The 18,290-nt window shown below is 73.0% G+C and carries 17 protein-coding genes and 1 pseudogene; 12 read left to right on the forward strand and 6 right to left on the reverse strand.

Translation table 11 applies throughout. From position 1 onward, the window contains the following. The first annotated feature begins 22 nt into the window (after window positions 1-22). Window positions 23-880, forward strand: a complete 858-nt coding sequence (gene fdhD / locus Pma05_RS22540; protein ID WP_203859440.1) for a formate dehydrogenase accessory sulfurtransferase FdhD — start codon at window positions 23-25, stop codon at window positions 878-880. 180 nt (window positions 881-1,060) lie between these two features. Continuing rightward, window positions 1,061-1,495 (forward strand): nuclear transport factor 2 family protein, encoded by a 435-nt coding sequence (locus tag Pma05_RS22545; protein WP_203859441.1) that lies wholly within the window; start codon window positions 1,061-1,063, stop codon window positions 1,493-1,495. A 38-nt stretch (window positions 1,496-1,533) separates the two neighbouring features. Here the strand turns inward: Pma05_RS22545 and Pma05_RS22550 are convergent, their stop codons facing one another. Continuing rightward, a complete protein-coding gene (locus Pma05_RS22550) occupies window positions 1,534-2,646 on the reverse strand; it encodes a DUF4192 domain-containing protein (RefSeq protein WP_203859442.1) in 1,113 nt (370 codons plus the stop codon). An 82-nt stretch (window positions 2,647-2,728) separates the two neighbouring features. After that, window positions 2,729-3,190 carry a hypothetical protein gene (locus Pma05_RS22555; protein WP_239312876.1) on the reverse strand — a complete coding sequence of 154 codons (462 nt, stop codon included), beginning with the start codon at window positions 3,188-3,190 and terminating at the stop codon, window positions 2,729-2,731. 270 nt (window positions 3,191-3,460) lie between these two features. Here Pma05_RS22555 and Pma05_RS22560 point away from each other — a divergent pair. Then, window positions 3,461-4,239: pseudogene (locus Pma05_RS22560) on the forward strand (helix-turn-helix domain-containing protein). After that, window positions 4,230-4,421: a DUF397 domain-containing protein gene (locus Pma05_RS22565; RefSeq protein ID WP_203859444.1), complete on the forward strand. Its 192-nt coding sequence runs from the start codon at window positions 4,230-4,232 to the stop codon at window positions 4,419-4,421. Before Pma05_RS22560 ends, Pma05_RS22565 begins: the two are co-directional and overlap by 10 nt. Window positions 4,422-4,446: 25 nt before the next feature. On the opposite strand, the gene Pma05_RS22570 is transcribed toward Pma05_RS22565, so the two are convergent. Continuing rightward, a complete protein-coding gene (locus Pma05_RS22570; protein WP_307836879.1) occupies window positions 4,447-4,764 on the reverse strand; it encodes a type II toxin-antitoxin system PemK/MazF family toxin in 318 nt (105 codons plus the stop codon). A 29-nt stretch (window positions 4,765-4,793) separates the two neighbouring features. Beyond that, window positions 4,794-5,303, reverse strand: coding sequence for a GNAT family N-acetyltransferase (locus tag Pma05_RS22575; RefSeq protein ID WP_239312881.1), 510 nt, complete (start codon window positions 5,301-5,303; stop codon window positions 4,794-4,796). Between the two features lie 79 nt (window positions 5,304-5,382). On the opposite strand from Pma05_RS22575, the gene Pma05_RS22580 reads away from it, so the two are divergent. The 5 genes from Pma05_RS22580 to Pma05_RS22600 all read left to right on the forward strand — a co-directional run bounded on the left by Pma05_RS22580 (window position 5,383) and on the right by Pma05_RS22600 (window position 12,384). Further along, window positions 5,383-6,273, forward strand: coding sequence for a fructosamine kinase family protein (locus Pma05_RS22580; RefSeq protein WP_203859446.1), 891 nt, complete (start codon window positions 5,383-5,385; stop codon window positions 6,271-6,273). 17 nt (window positions 6,274-6,290) lie between these two features. Further along, window positions 6,291-7,376 carry a GTP 3',8-cyclase MoaA gene (gene moaA / locus Pma05_RS22585; RefSeq protein ID WP_203859447.1) on the forward strand — a complete coding sequence of 362 codons (1,086 nt, stop codon included), beginning with the start codon at window positions 6,291-6,293 and terminating at the stop codon, window positions 7,374-7,376. 2 nt (window positions 7,377-7,378) lie between these two features. Next, complete coding sequence (locus Pma05_RS22590) at window positions 7,379-7,636, forward strand: MoaD/ThiS family protein (protein WP_203859448.1); 258 nt, start codon at window positions 7,379-7,381, stop codon at window positions 7,634-7,636. 11 nt (window positions 7,637-7,647) lie between these two features. Then, on the forward strand, window positions 7,648-8,931 hold the full coding sequence (locus Pma05_RS22595; RefSeq protein ID WP_203859449.1) for a metallophosphoesterase: 1,284 nt from the start codon (window positions 7,648-7,650) through the stop codon (window positions 8,929-8,931). A 186-nt stretch (window positions 8,932-9,117) separates the two neighbouring features. Beyond that, a complete protein-coding gene (locus tag Pma05_RS22600; RefSeq protein WP_203859450.1) occupies window positions 9,118-12,384 on the forward strand; it encodes a UvrD-helicase domain-containing protein in 3,267 nt (1,088 codons plus the stop codon). A 33-nt stretch (window positions 12,385-12,417) separates the two neighbouring features. On the opposite strand, the gene Pma05_RS22605 is transcribed toward Pma05_RS22600, so the two are convergent. Further along, the gene (locus Pma05_RS22605; protein ID WP_203859451.1) at window positions 12,418-13,311 is read right to left on the reverse strand and encodes a prepilin peptidase; all 894 of its coding nucleotides are present in this window, start codon (window positions 13,309-13,311) and stop codon (window positions 12,418-12,420) included. Next, window positions 13,308-14,294: an EamA family transporter gene (locus tag Pma05_RS22610; RefSeq protein WP_239312883.1), complete on the reverse strand. Its 987-nt coding sequence runs from the start codon at window positions 14,292-14,294 to the stop codon at window positions 13,308-13,310. The genes Pma05_RS22605 and Pma05_RS22610 overlap by 4 nt, the downstream gene beginning before the upstream one ends. A gap of 253 nt (window positions 14,295-14,547) precedes the next feature. Between Pma05_RS22610 and Pma05_RS22615 the strand changes: the two genes are divergently transcribed. The 3 genes from Pma05_RS22615 to Pma05_RS22625 all read left to right on the forward strand — a co-directional run bounded on the left by Pma05_RS22615 (window position 14,548) and on the right by Pma05_RS22625 (window position 18,261). Beyond that, window positions 14,548-15,459, forward strand: coding sequence for an LppU/SCO3897 family protein (locus tag Pma05_RS22615; RefSeq protein WP_203859453.1), 912 nt, complete (start codon window positions 14,548-14,550; stop codon window positions 15,457-15,459). An 856-nt stretch (window positions 15,460-16,315) separates the two neighbouring features. Next, window positions 16,316-16,714, forward strand: coding sequence for an LppU/SCO3897 family protein (locus tag Pma05_RS22620; RefSeq protein ID WP_239312885.1), 399 nt, complete (start codon window positions 16,316-16,318; stop codon window positions 16,712-16,714). Window positions 16,715-16,998: 284 nt separating this feature from the next. After that, on the forward strand, window positions 16,999-18,261 hold the full coding sequence (locus tag Pma05_RS22625; protein WP_203859454.1) for an ATP-binding protein: 1,263 nt from the start codon (window positions 16,999-17,001) through the stop codon (window positions 18,259-18,261). The last annotated feature ends 29 nt before the right edge of the window (window positions 18,262-18,290 follow it).

Below are 18,290 nucleotides of genomic sequence, written 5' to 3' on the forward strand. Positions count from 1 at the left end.
GGCCGCGAGGCAGGATTGGGGCATGGGACGAGCCAGTGGTCGGCGGGGTGTACTGCGGATAGACCTGGACGCCGCCGAGGCGGGTGGTCGGGTCTCGGTGCGCCGGCAGGACCACCTCGCCGCCGAGGAGCCGTTGGAGATCCGGGTGGGTCCGGCCGGGCCGAACCGGCGTACCCCGCTGGCGGTCACCATGCGTACCCCCGGGGACGACATCGACCTGGCGATCGGGTTCCTGCTCACCGAGGGGATCATCCGGACCGCCGACGACGTACGCACCGCGCAACTCTGCGCCGGTACCGACACCCCGAACACCTACAACGTGGTGGACATCGTCCTCGCCGACGACGTACCGGCGCCGGCCACCGATCCGGCGCGGAACTTCTACACCACCAGTTCGTGCGGGGTGTGCGGCAAGGCCAGCATCGACGCCGTCCGGACCCGGTCCCGGCACGACGTGTCGACGGACCCGGTCACCGTGCCGGCACGTACCCTCGCCGAGCTGCCGGACCAGCTCCGGGCCGCCCAGCGCGGCTTCGACCGTACCGGTGGGCTGCACGCCGCCGGGCTGTTCAGCGCCGACGGGAAACTCGTGGTGCTCCGTGAGGACGTGGGCCGACACAACGCCGTCGACAAGGTGATCGGCTGGGCGGTCCGGGAACAGCGGCTGCCGTTGCGTGGGCATCTGCTGCTGGTCTCCGGCCGGGCCAGCTTCGAGCTCACCCAGAAGGCATGGATGGCCGGCATCCCGCTGCTCGCCGCCGTCTCCGCGCCGAGCACCCTCGCCGCCGAGCTGGCGACCGAGGCCGGCATGACCCTGGTGGGCTTCCTCCGGGGCGGCACCATGAACGTGTACGCCGGAGACACCCGGATCACCGTCTGACCCGCGCACCTGTGCCCGCCTCCGGCGAGGGCGGGGTGTCCCGGGTACGGACTGTCGAGCTGCCCCGCCTGTGCGCCCACCCGGCTCCCGGAACTCCTGCCCTACCTGTGAGGTAATCGCCGGGGCGCGGGGGTGCTGGCAGGCTAGACGGGCAAACGTGATCAGCACTGGAGGCACGTCATGGACACCCGAGCCACCGTCGAGGAACTGCTGCGCCGGATCGGTGCCGGCGACCCGGACCGGACCGCCGCGCTCTATGCCGAGACGGTCGACTGGAAGGTCAACTGGCCCGAGCAGACCCACCCGGCGGTGCCGTGGATCCGCCCCCGGGCCAGTCGGGCGGACGTCGTCGACCACCATCGGACCCTGGCGGCGAACAGCGTGCCGGGGCAGGGCTCCGCCGCGATCGACAGGATCCTGGTGGACGGCCGGGACGCAGTGGTGATCGGCGAGACCGCGCAGACCGTACGGGCCACCGGGAAGCGGTTCAGCACCCGATTCGCCCTGCACCTCACCGTCGAGGAGGGGCTGATCGTCCGGCACCACGTCTACGAGGACAGCCTCGCCGTCGCGCTCGCCTGCGACCCGGCTCCCGCCACAGACACCGCTGGCTAGCCCTCTCATCGGCCCGGGACCGCGCGCCACCCCGGCCGTCATCGCCGCCCGTCCCCGGGAGAGAGCGACTCGTCCTCGGGAGGGGGTGACTCGTCGCCAGGAGGGGGTGATTCCTCCTCGGGAGGGGGCGACGACTCGTCGGGGTCGGCTTCGGGCCAGTCGTCGAGTACGGAGGGGCCGATCCCGGCCTGCAATGCCTCGGCCAGGAGTTGGGCGAACGAGTAGTCGGGCTGCGCCTCCAGCGCACGTTCCACCGCCACGCTGGCCAGAGCACCCTGCCCCGCCCGCCAGGCGGCGAAGCCGAGCAGGGCCGCCGGCGCGGGCACCAGCTCGGGTGCCGCTCGGCGGAGCACGTCCGTCCAGAGCGCCAGGTGCCACTCCTCGCCACCGGTCCGCTGCCAGGCGTCGTCCCGGACCGGCAGGTGCACCAGGAGCAGACTGAGCCAGGCCACCTCGTCGTCGGTGAGCTGACCGCCCGTACGGTGCCGGTGCAGCGCCCGGCGTACCGCCGTGCGGCCGGCTGGGCGGAGTGCCCGGCGGCCCTGCGGATCCCCGGGCGGGGCCGTGTCGAGCAGGGTGCCGAGGCGGGACTCCGCCCTGCTGGCCGCCTCCCGCAGCGCGTCCCGGGCCGGGCCGTCGACCGGGGCGATCCGCCGGACCAGGGCGTCCCGGTCAGGCAGCGCGACCTGACCGGCGAAGGTGGCCGCAGCGGCGAGCTGACTGGTCGAGGAGTCGAACCGCCGACCCTCGGCCGGACAGCAGTCGGCGTCTCCGCAGACGTACGACCAGTAGCGGTCGCCGGTCACCCGGAGCGCTTCGAGCACCGGCAGTCCGACCCGATCGAGGGCGGCGTTCACCGCGTCCACCGCCGGGGTGACCCGGGCCGGCTCGCCGTACCCGATCACGGTCGTGGTCTCGACGCGCTGCCGGGCGACGACGGCCGCGACCTGCGCGGCGGCCTCGCCGACCTCGACGGTGGCCGCCGGTCCGGCGCCGGGCAGGTCGCCACGGGCGACGAAGACGACCCGGTTGCCGCGCAGCGCGATCACCACCACGCTGTCGGCCGGGTGGAAACCCAGCAGGTACGGCACGGCGGCGAGCAGGTCGGTGGTCGAGCGGACGGCGAGGACGGCTCGATCGATCGGGGTCATGGCAGGCAGAGTGGCGAGCCGGCATCGACGATCGGGTACCCGCCGTCGGCAACCTGTGGACGACACGCCCGGCTATCCACAGCTACTCCGGGTAGTCGCGCTGCTCGGCCGGGAACCGCGCCCCGCTGCCGAACGCATCGGATGTCGGCGGAGCCGGCGGGAGCCAGCCGAGAAACCGTGCGGCGAGGTCGATCGGTTGCCGGTTGGGCTGGTCCTCGATCGCGGCCAGCAGCCGACCGGCCAGGAAGACAGCCAGTCGGTGCCGGTCGTCCTGATACATCGCCAGCAGCACCAGCCGGGCGGGCTGACACGGCCAGGGTGCGCCGCACTCCCGGCAGCGGAACAGCGGGCGGGTCGGGGTGTGCGGCCGGAACCCGGCGTACGGCCGGCGGCTCACCACCGGGAGTTCCTGGCCCGAAGGCGCGGCGTCGGGGAGGGCGCGGCAGCGGTCGAGGCGGGGCATCGCCAGCGGAGTCCGCAGCGGCAGCAGCGCCACAATCGGCGCCAGTCCCGGCGGTGTACCGGATTTGATCGTGATCGCCATTCCATGATGCCGTCCTTCGTCCGCCGCGATGCGATGGATGCGGGGGTGGCGTCGGTGGCGTACACCCCGATGCCACCCCCGCGCACATCCGCCCGTCCTTTGGGGGAATCGTGTGGGTGGGTCCGGACGAATGCGCCTGCCTTCCACTCTGGACGCGACAGAACCGACCCGGGAAGATGGGCGGCGGCCAGGTGGAGTCGCCGGCTGCGGAGGTATTCGGGCGTAGAGAATCCAGCACCCCTCGTAGAGAGTCGGAGAGTGCGAATGGGCATGTCAGCCAGCGAGTTTCTGCTATGGGAATTGGGCCGCCGGAGGGCGGTCGAGGGGCTCAGCCAGCACGAGTGGGGATCACGGGTCCACTTCTCGGCGCAGCACGTCAGCGCCGTCGAGCGGGGCACCCGACCGGCGAAGATCGACTATCTCCAGGCCGTCGACAACAAGTTCGGTACCTCGCTGGCGGTCTTCTACGAGAGCTTCGTCAAGCAGGAACTCGCCCCGGTCTGGTTACGCCCCTGGCTGGAGTACGAGGAGAAGGCCGCCGCCCTACGGCTCTACGGCGCACTGGTGATCCCCGGACTCTTCCAGACCGAGCGGTACGCACGAATGGTCCTCTCGTGTAGTCCGCTTCAACCCGAGGAGTTGGAACGCAAGGTCCAGCTCCGGCTGAGCCGGCAGGCCATTCTTGATCGCGCCGATCCACCTCGCATCTCGGCCATCACCGAAGAGCTGGCGCTTCGGCGCGGCGAGCCGGAGATCATGTCGGAGCAGGTCCGACACCTCGTCACGCTCGCGGAGCGGCCCATATCACCATCCGCGTCATTCCGGCTGACGCCCCGGCCCACCTTGGCTGGGGTGGTCCGCTGGCGCTCGCCAGTTTCACCGATTCCGAGGACGTCGGCTACCTGGACAACCACCTGGAAGGGCAGACGGTGACCAGCCCAAACCAGGTGGCCACGCTGCACGAGGTCTGGGATAGTGTCAGCGCAGTTGCACTGCCAGCTCGCCAATCCCTGGACCTCCTCACGGAAGTGGCAAAGTCATGGACTTGACCGACGCCGCCTGGCGTAAGAGCACCCGTTCCACCCCGAACGGCGGGGACTGCGTCGAGGTCGCCGACAACCTGCCAGGACACGTACTCGTCCGGGACAGCAAGGATCCCGACGGCGGCAATCTCACCTTCACCCCGACCGCCTGGCACGCCTTCGTCACCGATCTGGCTGGACGCCGCTGAGAGGCGTCGCGAGACGTCCCCGCTGCTACGGCAGCTCGAGGAACTCCCGCAACGCGGTTTCGATAGTGCTCATCGTGCTGTGCGAGACGAAGCCGTGGTTGTCGCGGAGCGTGCTCCGGTCCAGGATCTGCATGACGCTGTGGATCCTGACGTACGCTCCGGCGAGCGGGTCGTCGTCATCCAGGCGTACCACCAGATGGTTTGGATGCGGCACGTCCCGGACGATGGTCAGCGCCCAGATGGCGAGTTCTTCGACGCTGTTGTACTCGTCGTTGCTGATCACCAACACTCGATGCCGGCTACCACCACGCAGCAGGGTCCAGATCTGCCCGCGCCTCACCACTGCGAGTCACGCAGGGCGAGAGCCGCTGCTCAGGTGTGGAACTGCTGCCCGTGCAGCTCGATCGGGTCACGTCGGGCTCCCGAACCCGGCCGCAGTTCGACGGTCAGCTCGATCGCCGACAGCACGTCGTAGCCGGCGCCGCGCAGGCAGCGCAGCGCCTCCACGTTGCGGGACTGCGGCTTCACGGTGAGCCGGGCCAGGCCGCGCCGCCGGGCCTCCTCGGCCACCTGGTCGAGCAGCGCCCGGCCGATCCCCTGGCCCCGGAGTGGGGCGGTCACCACCACCGGTTCGATCCGGCCGTCCGGGCCGTCCATGATCAGCCCGACCAGGCCGACCACCCCGGCGTCCTTCCGCTCCGCCACCCACACCCCGGAGAGGTCCAGCCGGGTCAGGTACTCCTCGAACGCCGCGCCCGGGTCGGCACCGCCGAAGGTCGGATCCTCGTACAGCTCGCGGTGCTGCTCGGCCAGCTCGGCCCAGAGCCGCCGGCCGGCCCGATGGTCGGCCGGCCGGTACGGTCGGATCGCGGTGGCGGCCACGTTCTCATATCTACTCCCGATCGCCGCCCCGCGACACCTGGTTGGCAAAGAGCAACCGACGAACAGTTACCTTGCCCAGATGGACCTGGCGTACCTGCGGGCGCATCCCGGGCAGCTTCCGCTCTTCCTCACCCACCAGCGGATCCGGGAGACGCCGGTGTCCGGGGGCGACATCTGCACCGCCACCCGACTCACCCTGGACGACGGCAACTCCGTCTTCACCAAGTCGTGGCCGGAGGGGGCGGCGGAGCGGGTACCCGAGAATTTCTTCGCCACCGAGGCGGCCGGGCTGCGCTGGCTGCGCGCGGCCGGCGCGGTGCCGGTGCCGGAGGTGATCGCGGCGCTGCCGGAGCTGCTGGCCCTGGAGTGGGTGGAGCCGGGCGACCCGACCCCGGCGGCGGCCCGGAGGTTCGGCGCCGCGCTGGCCGCGCTGCACCGGGCCGGCGCGGACACCTTCGGCGCGGACTGGCCGGGCTTCGTGGGAGCGCTGCCGCAAGACAACACCCCGTCCGCCGGCCCGTGGCCGGTCTGGTTCGGCGAGCACCGGCTCAGGCCCTACCTGCGGCAGTCGGTCGACAACGGCGCACTCGCCGCGGCCGAGGTCACCCTGGTGGAGCGGGTGATCTCCCGGATCGAGGAGTACGGCGGCGCCGAGCCGCCCGCAAGGATCCACGGCGACCTGTGGCCGGGCAACCTGCTGTGGGGCGCCGACGGACGGGTCTGGCTGGTCGACCCGGCGGCGCACGGCGGGCACCGGGAGACCGACCTCGCCCAGCTCGCCCTCTTCGGCGGCGCCCCACACCTGGACACGATCGTGGACGCCTACCGGGAGGTGTGGCCGCTCGCCGACGGCTGGCGGGGACGGGTCCCGGTGCACCAACTCCACCTGCTGCTGGTGCACACCGCGCTCTTCGGGGCGGCATACCGGGATGCGGTAGCTACGGCGGCTCGGGCCGCGCTGTCGGTCTGACGCGCTACGGTCGAGCGATGACCATTCCCGTTCGATCCGGCCCCGTCCGATCCGGGGGAGCGCCGGACCGGACGTCGGCGGACCGGCCGGACGTCGGAGGGCTTGTCGACCGGTACGGCCGGGTCGCGACCGACCTCCGTGTCTCGCTCACCGACCGGTGCAACCTGCGATGCACCTACTGCATGCCGGCCGAGGGGCTGCCCTGGCTGCCCAAGTCGGAGGTGCTGACCGACGACGAGATCATCCGCCTGGTCGGCATCGCGGTACGCCTGCTCGGGGTGACCGAGGTCCGGTTCACCGGCGGCGAGCCGCTGATCCGCCCCGGGCTGCCGGAGATCGTCGCCGCCGTCGGCGCGCTCTCGCCCCGGCCGGTACTCTCGCTGACCACCAACGGGATCGGGCTGGACCGGCTCGCCGGGCCGCTGCGCGAGGCCGGGCTCGACCGGGTCAACGTCTCGCTGGACACCCTCGACCCGACCCGGTTCACCGAGCTGACCCGGCGCCCCCGGCTGGACGCCGTACTGGCCGGGTTGGCCGGGGCGGTGGCCGCCGGGCTGGCCCCGGTGAAAATCAACTCGGTACTGATGCGCGGGGTCAACGACGACGAGGCGCCGGAACTGCTCCGCTTCGCGCTCAGCCACGGCTACCAACTGCGCTTCATCGAGCAGATGCCGCTGGACGCCCAGCACGGCTGGGACCGGTCGACGATGGTCACCGCCGAGGAGATCCTCGCCGCGCTGCGGGCCGAGTTCACCCTGCTGCCCGACCCCGCCGAGCGGGGCGGGGCGCCGGCCGAGACCTGGTTGGTGCGGGGCTGGACGGACACCGTCGGCCGACCGGCCCGGGTGGGTGTGATCGGCAGCGTCACCCGGCCGTTCTGCGGGGACTGCGACCGTACCCGGCTCACCGCCGACGGGCAGGTCCGGAACTGCCTCTTCGCCACCGAGGAGTCCGACCTGCGGGCCGCGCTGCGGGGCGGCGCCTCCGACGACGAACTCGCCGACCGGTGGCGGGTGGCGATGTGGGGCAAGCGGGCCGGGCACGGCATCGACGACCCGACGTTCCTGCAACCGGCCCGGCCGATGTCCGCGATCGGCGGCTGACGATGGACTCCACATCGACTCTGGTAGTGCGCTACTTCGCCGCCGCGCGGGCCGCTGCTGGCGTACCCGAGGAGACCGTGCCGGGCGGCGGCAGCCTCGACCAGCTCGCCGGTGAGCTGGCCGACCGGCACGGTGAGCGGCTGGCCAGCGTACTCAAGATGGCGAGCTTCCTGGTCGACGGTGTCGCCTGGCACGACCGGCGGGCGCCGCTGCCGGTCGGCGCGACGGTCGACGTCCTGCCGCCGTTCGCCGGCGGCTGAGGAGGGCACGGTTGTTCGGAGTGCTCGGCTTCGCGGGGGCGTTGACGCTGGTCACCGGCCTGATCCACCTCTACCTGTGGAAGCGGCTGGTCCGGGACACCACCCGGCCGGGGCGCTGGCGCCGGGCTGGCGGCGTGACTGTGCTGATCCTGGCCCTGCTCGCCCCGGCGACGCTGGTCGGCACCCGCCAGGGCTTCTACTGGCTGGCCTGGCCGGGCTACCTCTGGCTGGCCGTGATGTTCTACCTGCTCGTCCTGCTGGCCGTGCTGGAGATCCCGATGCTGGCGACCCGGCTGGCGCTACGCCGCCGCACCCGGGCGGTCGTACCGGCAGCCGCCCCGGCCGCCACGCCCGCCCCGGAAGCCGCCCCGGCCGCCACGCCCGCCTCGGCCGACGCGCCGGCAGTCGCGCCCGCCCCGGAAGCCGTCCAGGCCGACGCGCCGGCACCGGGCCACGACCCGGGGAGGCGGCTGCTGCTCGCCCGGGGCGCCGCCATCTTCGCCGGGCTCACCGCGACCGGGATCGTCGGGTACGGCGTCCGCACCGCCCTCGGCCCGCCGCAGCTCGACCGGGTGCAGATCCCGCTCGCCAAGCTCCCCCGGAGCATGGACGGGCTGCGGATCGCCACCGTCTCCGACATCCACATCGGACCGCTGGCCGGCCGGGCGCACACCGAACGGATCGTGGCGACCATCAACCGGCTCGACGCCGACCTGGTGGCGGTGGTCGGCGACCTCGTCGACGGTACCGTCGGCGAACTCGGTCCCGCCGCCGCACCCCTGCGCGACCTCCGGTCCCGGTACGGCAGCTTCTTCGTCACCGGCAACCACGAGTACTACTCCGGGGTCGAGGAGTGGGTGGTGGAGTTGGACCGGCTCGGACTGCGGGTGTTGCAGAACCGGCGTACGGAGATCCTGGCCCGGGGCGGCGTCCTCGACCTCGCCGGGGTGAACGATCCGGCCGGCGAGGGGCTGGGCTTCGCCCAGGGACCGGACTTCGATGCGGCGCTCGGTGGTCGGGACCCGAGCCGGCCGGTGGTACTGCTCGCGCACCAGCCGGTCAACGTGCACGAGGCGGCGAAACACGGCGTCGACCTGCAACTCTCCGGGCACACCCACGGTGGCCAGATCGTGCCGTTCAACCTGCTGGTCGGGTTGCAGCAGCCGGTCGTCTCCGGGCACGCCACCATCGACGGTACCCAGCTCTACGTCACCAACGGCGCCGGCTTCTGGGGCCCACCCGTCCGGGTCGGCGCCCCACCCCAGGTAACCCTGGTCGAACTCCGCTCGCCCTGACCCACCACCGCCACGAAGGGTCACACTGTTTCCCTGATGGAGTGGCTTCGGGCGCGGGGTGGGACCACTACTTCAGGGAAACAGTGGTCTCACCCGGCGCGACGCGTCGGCACGGCGGGACGGGTGCGGAATCACACTCTCGCGTGGCGACACGCGTCCAGAGGTGAGGGCGTGACAGGATGCGGCGTGTCTCCGTTGCGCGCCGCACCCGCTGACGGCTCCCCCTCCGCCGCCGTGCCCTTCGTCGCGGACCTGCACATCCACTCGAAATACTCCCGCGCGTGCAGCCGTGACCTCACCATGCCGAACCTCGCCTGGTGGGCCCGGCGCAAGGGGATCAGCCTGCTCGGCACCGGTGACTTCACCCACCCCGCCTGGTACGAACACCTGCGCGAGTCCCTGCACCCGGCCGAGCCGGGGCTCTATCGACTCAGCCCGGAGGCGGAGCGGGACATCGCCCGGCGACTGCCGCCCCGGCTGTCGAGCGTCGCCGAGGCGAGCCCGATGCGCTACATGCTCAGTGTGGAGATCTCCACCATCTACAAGCGGGACGACCGGACCCGCAAGGTGCACCACCTGATCTACCTGCCCGACCTGGACGCGGTGGCCCGGTTCAACAGCACGCTCGGACGGATCGGCAACATCGGCTCGGACGGGCGGCCGATCCTCGGCCTGGACTCCCGGGACCTGCTGGAAATCACCCTGGAGGCCAGCCCGGACGGCTATCTCGTCCCGGCACACATCTGGACACCGTGGTTCTCCGCGCTCGGCTCGAAGTCCGGCTTCGACGCGATCGCGGACTGCTACGCCGACCTCGCCGAGCACATCTTCGCGGTCGAGACCGGGCTATCCTCCGACCCCGAGATGAACTGGCGGGTGTCCAGCCTGGACCGCTATCGGCTGGTCTCCAACTCGGACGCGCACTCCCCGCCGGCCCTGGCCCGGGAGGCGACCGTCTTCGCCACCGAACTCGACTACTACGCCGTACGGGCGGCGCTGCGCAGCGGGGACGGGCTGGCCGGGACGATCGAGTTCTTCCCGGAGGAGGGGAAGTACCACGCGGACGGGCACCGGCTGTGCGGGGTCAACTGGGAACCGCAGCGGACCCGGGAGGCGGGCGGGCGCTGCCCGGAGTGCGGCAAGCCGCTCACGGTCGGGGTGTTGAGCCGGGTCGAGGATCTGGCCGACCGGCCGGACGGGCACCGGCCGGCGAACGCGCCGCAGGTCACCCACCTGATCCAGCTCGCCGAGATCCTCGGTGAGATCAACAAGGTGGGGCCGAAGTCGAAGACGGTGGAGGGGCAGCTCAACACCCTGGTCGCCGGTCTCGGTGCCGAGCTGGACATCCTCACCGTCACGCCGGTCGACGAGATCCGCCGGGTCGGCGGCGAACTGCTCGCCGAGGCGATCACCCGACTCCGGCGCGGCCAGGTACGCCGGGTCCCCGGCTACGACGGCGAGTACGGCGTGATCACCCTCTTCGAGCCCGGTGAGCTGTCCTCCGGCTCCGGCGGTGCTGGCCGGGGTGGCGCTGGGCAGGCGGAAACGCTCTTCGCGGACGCGCTCTTCGACGTGCCCGTGCCGCGACAGCGACCGCCCGCGGAGCCGAAGGCGCCGGCCCGGGCCGGCCGGCCCGGGCCGCCGGCGCCCGACGCCGCGGCCGAGCCGCGCCGCCGCCCCCGGGTCGCCACCCCGCCGGCCGAGCCGGCACCGCCGCTCGCCCCGCCGCCATCCCCGCACGAGCCCTTCGAGCCGATGCTCGCCGGCATGGAGGAGGTCGGCACCGGACTGCTCGACCGGCTCGACGCGATGCAGCGGGTCGCCGCCTCCGCCCCGGGCGGGCCGCTGCTGATCGTCGCCGGCCCCGGCACCGGCAAGACCCGCACCCTCACCCACCGGATCGCGTACCTCTGCGCCGAGCTGAACGTCTATCCGGAGCACTGCCTGGCGATCACGTTCACCCGGCGAGCCGCCGAGGAGCTGCGGCACCGGCTCGACGGGCTGCTCGGGCCGGTCGCCGAGGACGTCACCGTCGGTACCTTCCACTCGCTCGGCCTGACCGTCCTGCGGGAGAACGCCCGGGCCGCCGGGCTGCCGGACGACTTCCGGATCGCCGACGACACCGAGCGGGCGACCGCGCGGGCCGAGGCCGGTGACGACGACGCCACGTATGTGAAACTGCTGCGCGGCCAGGACCTGGTGGACCTGGACGAGCTGGTCAGCCTGCCGGTGACGCTGCTGCGCGACGACCCGGAGCTGGTCGCGCGCTACCGGGACCGGTGGCGGTGGATCTTCGTCGACGAGTACCAGGACGTGGACGCCACGCAATACGAACTGCTCCGGCTGCTCAGCCCGGCCGACGGCAACCTCTGCGCGATCGGCGACCCGGACCAGGCGATCTACTCGTTCCGGGGCGCCGACGTGGCGTACTTCCTGCGATTCTCGGAGGACTTCGTCGACGCCCGGCTGGTCCGGCTGACCCGCAACTACCGGTCGTCGGCGCCGATCCTGGCCGCCGCCGGGCAGGCGATCGCGCCGTCCACGCTGGTCCGGGGCCGCCGGCTGGACCCGGCCCGGCTCGACCCGGAAGCCCCGCTGGTCGGCCGCTACCCGGCGGCGTCCGTCGCGGACGAGGCCGATTTCGTGGTACGCACCGTCGACGAACTCGTCGGCGGGCTGTCACACCGTTCCTTCGACTCCGGTCGGATCGACGGCCGGACCAGCAACGTGTCGTTCTCCGACATCGCGGTGCTGTACCGTACCGACGCCCAGGCGGCCCCGATCCTGGACGCGCTGGCCCGGGCGAACATCCCGGTGCAGAAGCGCTCGCACAACCGGCTGCGGGACCGGCCCGGCGTCTCGGTGATCGCCCGCGAACTACGGCACGCCGACGGCCTCGGCGGCTCGATCGCCGCCCGGGTACGCCTGGCCGGGCAGGTACTCGCCGAGCGGCACGCCACCCCGACCCTGGACGCCACCGGCGGGATCGGCCCGGACGACATCTGGACGGCTGCCGACCTGCTCACCCCGCTGGCCCGGCGCTGCGGCGACGACCTGGAGCTGTTCCTCTCCCAGTTGGCCACCGGCGCCGAGGTCGACGCGCTCGACCCGCGCGCCGAGGCGGTCACCCTGCTCACCCTGCACGCCGCCAAGGGTCTGGAGTTCCCGGTGGTCTTCCTGCCCGGCTGCGAGGACGGGCTGCTGCCGCTGCGCTGGCCCGGCTCGACGCCGACGGACGAGGAGGTGGCGGAGGAACGCCGGCTCTTCTTCGTCGGGCTGACCCGGGCACAGGACCGGCTCTACCTCAGCCATGTCGCCCGGCGGCTGCGACACGGCCAGGAGCGGGACTGCGTACCATCGCCGTTCTTCGACGCGATCGATGCCGGACTCTTCGAGCGGCTCGGCGACAACGCACCCCGACGCCCGAAGGACCGCCAACTCCGGCTGCTCTGAGCGCCATCGTGGACGTGCGGTGTCGTTCCTGGTTCAGGCGGCGAGGAGCACGGCGCCGAGCGTGCCGGTGAGCATCGCCGGGCCGTGCGGCAGGTGGTCGCGGCGGCCGATCCGGCGCAGCCGGAGCAGCACGGCGGCGTACCCGCTGGCGAGCAGCAGGCCGGCCAGTGCGCCGGAGAGCGCGGTGTTCCCGCCGTACCAGCCGGTGGCGAAGCCGAGCCCGAGTGCGAGTTTGGCATCCCCCGGCCCCAGCCCGCCGGGGGAGAGCAGGACCAGCCCGAGGTACGCCCCGGCCAGCGCCAGCGCGCAGGCCGCCGCCACCGCGTACCGGCCGAACTGGCCGGAGGTGAGCGTGGCGGCGCCGAGCAGCCCGGCGAGACCGGCCGCCGCCGGCAGGGTCAGCCGGTCGGGGAGCCGTCGCACCGCCACGTCCACGAAGCCGAGCACGATGCCGAAGCCGGCGACCCAGGCGTAGGCGAGCAACGGGAGTACCCCGTCGATCCGGGCGGCGAGCGCGGCGAACACGGCTGCGGCGACGGCCTCGACCAGCCCGGCGCGTGGGCCGACCGCTCCCCGGCAGCGCGGACAGCGCCCGGTCGGCCGCAGTACGCCGAGCGGGTTGCGCCGGCTCGGCGTGCCGAGCGCCGCCGCGCAGTGCGGACAGTTCCGCCGGCCGGCCCGCCCGACACGATCCTCCGGCCCCCCGAAGTCGGCACCGTCCCCCCGACCGGCGAGGTCGACACCGTCGTCTCTACGGGCGAGGTGGGCGCCGTGCTCGGGAGCGGCGAGGTCGGACCGGGCCGGGCGGGGTTCCGGAGCCGGCCGCGCGGCGGGTGCGGGTACGGCGTACCGGAAGACCTGTCGGCGCAGCAGCGGTCCGAGCAGGACTCCGAGGAGTCCGGCCGCCGCCACCACGCCCGGCGTCACGTCTCGTCCTGCCCCCGGGTCGCGCCGGTCCGTGCCCGGGGCGCGGGGCGGGTGCGTGGGCGTTCGGTGGAGACCACCAGGGCGACCCCGAGCACGATCACCGCACCGCCGAGCAGCACCTGCCCGGTCACCGACTCGTCGAGCAGCAGCGCGCCGAGGGTGACCGCGACGACCGGGTTGACGTAGGCGTACGTCGCCACCAGCGAGATCGGCGCGTGGTGCAGCAACCAGACGTACGCGGTGAACGCCACCAGTGAGCCGGCCAGGGCGAGGTAGCCGAGCGCCAGCCACGAGCGGGTGGTGACCGCGCCGAGGTCGAGGCCCTGCGTCTCGCCCCGGGCGACGCCGACAACGGCCAGCGCCGCCGAGCCGGCGAGCATCTCGTAGACGGTGGCCACGAACGGGTCCCCGGGCATGCGGAGCCGGCCGGAGAGGAACGAGCCGACGGACCAGGAGACGGCGCTACCGACCACGGTCAGCGCCCCGACGATCGGGGCCGCGCCGGCGCCTCCGGCCGGCAGTACCAGCAGCACCAGACCGGCGAAGCCGGCACTCACCCCGAGCAGGGTGGCCAGCCTGGGCCGGTCGCCGGTGCTGGCCCGGAGCACCACCACCAGCAGCGGCACCACGGCTACGAGCAGCGCCGCGACCCCGCTGGAGACCGCGACCGACGGCGGCCCCGACTCGGCCAGCACCAGCAGCCCGTTCCCGCCGGCCAGCAGCAGTACGCCGACCAGCCCGGCGTTGCCCAGTTGCCGCCAGGTCACCCGCAGTACGCCGGGTCCCCGCCACAGCCGCAGTACCACGGCCAGCACCCCGGCGGCGACCGCGAACCGGGCAGCCGCCGACAACAGCGGTGGCAGCGTCTCCACGGTGACCCGGATGCCGAGGTAGGTGGACCCCCAGACCAGGTAGACGATGCCCAGCGCGATCCAGATCAGCGCCGAGCGGGTCGGCGGGCCCGGAGCGGGTCCGGTCGACACGGCGGGCTGGTCCACCGGACCGAAAGCCGTCTCCGACCGGTCGCCTGGAGTGGCGCGTTCCGAGTCGCCTGGAGTAACGCGTTCCGAGCCGACCGGGGTGGCGCGCTCCGGGCCGATCGGGGCGGCCCCGGTCGGCGAGGTTGGCGCACTTCCGGGAGGTGGACTCATCGGGGGGTCACGCTACGGTGGCCACAGCAGGCTCGTCCCAGGCGAGTGTCGAGCCTCTCACCGATCCGTACCAGGAGGACAGTCGATGGCCAACTACGGACCGCCCGGCGGACCGTACCCCGGTCCGTCGCAGCCGTGGAACGACCCGGACCGGCAGACCACCGACGAGTACGGCCAGCCCGTCGACCCCTGGGGCGATCAGGACCCGGCGGGCGGCGCGGGGCACTGGGGCGGCGCGCAGCCGTCGGCGCCGCCCGGCGGCCCCGGTTCCCCGGTCAGCCACCCCGGCTATCCGGCCGGATATCCCGAGCCGGCCGGTCCCGGCGCGGCGCCGACCTCGGGCGCGCCCGGCGCCGGCTATCCACCGACCCGGCGACACGACGTCGGCCACGCTCCGGCACCGCACCACTCCGGCGGGCCCACGCCGTACGCCGCGCCGGCCGGCGGCTGGACCACGTCCGACGCCGACCCGGTGTGGGCGACGCCGGCCCCGGACCCGTCGTGGTCCACCTCGACACCGGACCCGATGCCGAAGGGTGGCGGCAACCGGGCGTTCGTCGCCGTCCTGGTCGGGCTGGCGGTGCTGGTCCTCGGCGGCGCGGCGGTCGGCGTCTACCTCTTCGGCCGCGACGAGACGCCGTCGGACGCCCAGCCACCGGCCACCGAACAGACCGAAGAGCCGACCGGCCAGGCCAACGTGCCGGACGAGCAGGCGCCGACGACCGCGCCCGCGACACCGGACTCGCCGTCCACCGACGCGCGGTTCGTCAAGGCCGGTCAGTGCGTCCGAAACGAGGGTACGGAGGCGGCGCCGAAGCTGGCGATCACGAGTTGTGCGCCGCAGACCTACGAGGTACTCGCCCGCTACAACGGCGTCACCACCGGTGCCCCGGACGCGAAGGCCAAATGCGCCCAGGTGCAGAACTACACGAACTTCTACTTCTTCAATAGCGAGCTGGACGAACTGGACTTCGTGCTCTGTCTTCGGAAACGATAGCTTTCGGGGTGCCGCCACCCGGTACTCCGACGAGATGAGCGGAGGTTCGAGCGACCTACCGCGTACGACCCGCGCCCACCCCGACCCCTGCGCCAGCCATCCCAGGTTCCGTACCGCAGTCGGAGCGCGCGCCCGACCCTGGAGAAGTATGTCGATCTACGGAACGCCTGCCGGACGGCAGCCCGAAGACCCGGACCGGTCCCCCTCGTCCGGCCCGCCGGCCGGTGGCAATCCGCCTCCACCACCGGGAACCCCGCCCCCGGGCCCCGGCTATCCGCCGCCCCCGGACACCGGCTATCCGCCGCCGCCATCGCCGCCATCGCCATCGCCGACTCCGGGCTACCCGCCTGCCGGCTATCCGCCGCCGGTCGGCACGGGGCACGGACAGCCGAGCGACGCGCCGAATCCGGCGTGGGGCCAACCGCCGTCCAGCGGCGGACCGAGTCCCGAGTGGGGGCAGACACCGTCGAGCGGCGGACCGAATCCGGCATGGGGACAGCCGCCCTCCACCGGCGGTGCGGGTCCGGAGTGGGGACAGCCGCCATCCAGCGGCGGACCGAATCCGGCATGGGGCCAACCGCCATCCAGCGGCGGACCGAGCCCCGAGTGGGGGCAGCCGCCGTCCAGCGGTGGGGCGGCCCACCAGCCCGGGTACCCGGGCGCGACCGACCAACCGCAGTCGGGCCCACCCGGCGCCCCGTACGGCGGCGGTCCGTACCAGCCCCCAGGCACTTCGTACGGGACTCCCGGTGCGCCCGGTGCGCCGTACGGACCGCCGGGTGCGCCGCTCGGCCCGCCCGGTGCCCCGCCGAAGTCCGGTGGTGGGCTGAAGATCGCCCTCATCGTCGGCGGCATCGTGTTGCTGCTGCTCTGCGTGTGCGTGGGTGGCGGGATCTGGTGGCTGGTCGACCAGTCCGGCGACGACTCCGGCCCGGACATCGGGGCTCCCGGTCCGGCTCCGACCAGTTCGGTGCAGTCGACCCCGAGTGGCCCCGCCAGCACGCCGTCGAGTTCGTCGGACCGGTTCGTCAAGGGTGACTGCGTGGTCAACGACGGTACCGACGACGACCCGGAGCTCCGCAAGGTGCCGTGTGGACCGAACACCTACGAGGTGCTGTCCCGGATCCCGTTCACCACCGACCCGAAGCAGTGCAAGGACGACCCGATCTTCGGCTCGCCGGAGGCGGACGCCAACTACGTCGAGGACGGCCCGGTGGACCTGGGCGACTTCGTACTCTGCCTGAAGCGGCGCTGACCAGCACCGATCGGCTTCGGTAGGCAAAACTAGGACTGTCTAGCATCCACGCTAGACAGTCCTAGTTTCTGCTCGACGGCCCACGACCAGCAAACAACGACCCACGACCAGCAAACAACGACCCACAACCAGCCACGACGACCCGCGACGGACGACTCAGCCGAACCCCGGCCCCGCGACCACGACAGCGCCACCAGTCCGCCTCCGCCACCGGGGCGCGACACGAATACACCGGTCTACGGATGTCTAGCGCCCTGGCTAGAAGGCCCGATAGCGTGCGATACGTGGATCCGGTCCGCAACCCGTACGCGCCGGGAGCCGGCCAGCGCCCGCCCGAACTCGCCGGGCGGGGGCGCGAACTCGAGGTCTTCGACATCGTGCTGGAGCGGATCGCCCGAGGTCGCCCGGAACGCAGTCTCGTCCTCACCGGCCTGCGCGGAGTCGGCAAGACCGTACTGCTCAACACGCTCCGCTCCCAGGCGATCAACCGGCTGTGGGGTACCGGCAAGATCGAGGCCCGGCCGGACCAGTCGATCCGCCGCCCGGTGGCCGCCGCCCTGCACATGGCGATCCGGGAGCTGGCGCCCCGGCACCGGGCACCCGACCGGATCGACGACTTCCTCGGCGTACTCAAGGCGTTCGCGCTGCGCTCGGCGCCGGCCGGAGCGGGGCGGGGCGCCGGGGCGACCCGGCTGCGGGACCGCTGGCAACCCGGCATCGACGTACCGGCGGCGAGCGGGCGGGCGGACTCCGGCGACATCGAGATCGACCTGGTCGAACTCTTCACCGACGCGGCCGAGGTCGCCGCCGATGTCGGCACCGGGGTCGCGGTCTTCCTCGACGAGATGCAGGATCTCGGCCCCGAGGACGTCTCCGGGCTCTGCGCGGCCTGCCACGAGTTGTCCCAGCTCGGCGCGCCGCTGATCGTGGTCGGCGCCGGGCTGCCGCACCTGCCGGCCGTACTCTCCGCCGCCAAGTCCTACTCGGAGCGGCTCTTCCGCTACCAGCGGATCGACCGGCTGGACCGGATCGCCGCCGACCAGGCGCTCTGCGCCCCCGCCGCCCGCGAGCAGGTCGACTACGAGCCGAAGGCGCTCGACCTGCTCTACGAGAAGTCGGGCGGCTATCCGTACTTCGTCCAGGCGTACGGGAAGGCCACCTGGGACTCGGCGCCCCGGTCACCGGTGACCGCCGCCGACGTCCGGGTCGCCGCGCCCGAGGCAGAGGCCGAGTTGGCGGTCGGGTTCTTCGGTTCCCGCTTCGAGCGGGCGACTCCGGCCGAGCGGGAATACATGCGGGCGATGGCCGCGCTCTCCCTGGTCGAGGCGCCGGACGGCGACGACGGCACCGGGGGCGGTCCCCGGGACGACATGGACGCCGCCGTCTCCACCGCCGAGATCGCCCGCTCGCTCGGGCGCAAGCCGGCCAGCCTCTCGCCGGCCCGGGACGCGCTGATCAAGAAGGGGCTGATCTACTCGGGCGAGCGCGGCACGGTGGCCTTCACGGTCCCGCACTTCGGCCGGTACCTGCGCACCCAGCCGGCCTGACCGGCACCGCTCGACACCCCGCGACCGGC

This window comes from Plantactinospora mayteni (assembly GCF_016862935.1).
GTDB classification, from domain to species: domain Bacteria; phylum Actinomycetota; class Actinomycetes; order Mycobacteriales; family Micromonosporaceae; genus Plantactinospora; species Plantactinospora mayteni.

What these genes read in the sequence shown, in the direction of transcription:
- fdhD (WP_203859440.1), top strand. Translation starts at nt 23, where the DNA reads ATGGGACGAGCCAGTGGTCGGCGGGGTGTACTGCGGATAGACCTGGAC.
- Pma05_RS22545 (WP_203859441.1), top strand. Translation starts at nt 1,061, where the DNA reads ATGGACACCCGAGCCACCGTCGAGGAACTGCTGCGCCGGATCGGTGCC.
- Pma05_RS22550 (WP_203859442.1), bottom strand. Translation starts at nt 2,646, where the DNA reads ATGACCCCGATCGATCGAGCCGTCCTCGCCGTCCGCTCGACCACCGAC.
- Pma05_RS22555 (WP_239312876.1), bottom strand. Translation starts at nt 3,190, where the DNA reads ATGGCGATCACGATCAAATCCGGTACACCGCCGGGACTGGCGCCGATT.
- Pma05_RS22565 (WP_203859444.1), top strand. Translation starts at nt 4,230, where the DNA reads ATGGACTTGACCGACGCCGCCTGGCGTAAGAGCACCCGTTCCACCCCG.
- Pma05_RS22580 (WP_203859446.1), top strand. Translation starts at nt 5,383, where the DNA reads ATGGACCTGGCGTACCTGCGGGCGCATCCCGGGCAGCTTCCGCTCTTC.
- moaA (WP_203859447.1), top strand. Translation starts at nt 6,291, where the DNA reads ATGACCATTCCCGTTCGATCCGGCCCCGTCCGATCCGGGGGAGCGCCG.
- Pma05_RS22590 (WP_203859448.1), top strand. Translation starts at nt 7,379, where the DNA reads ATGGACTCCACATCGACTCTGGTAGTGCGCTACTTCGCCGCCGCGCGG.
- Pma05_RS22615 (WP_203859453.1), top strand. Translation starts at nt 14,548, where the DNA reads ATGGCCAACTACGGACCGCCCGGCGGACCGTACCCCGGTCCGTCGCAG.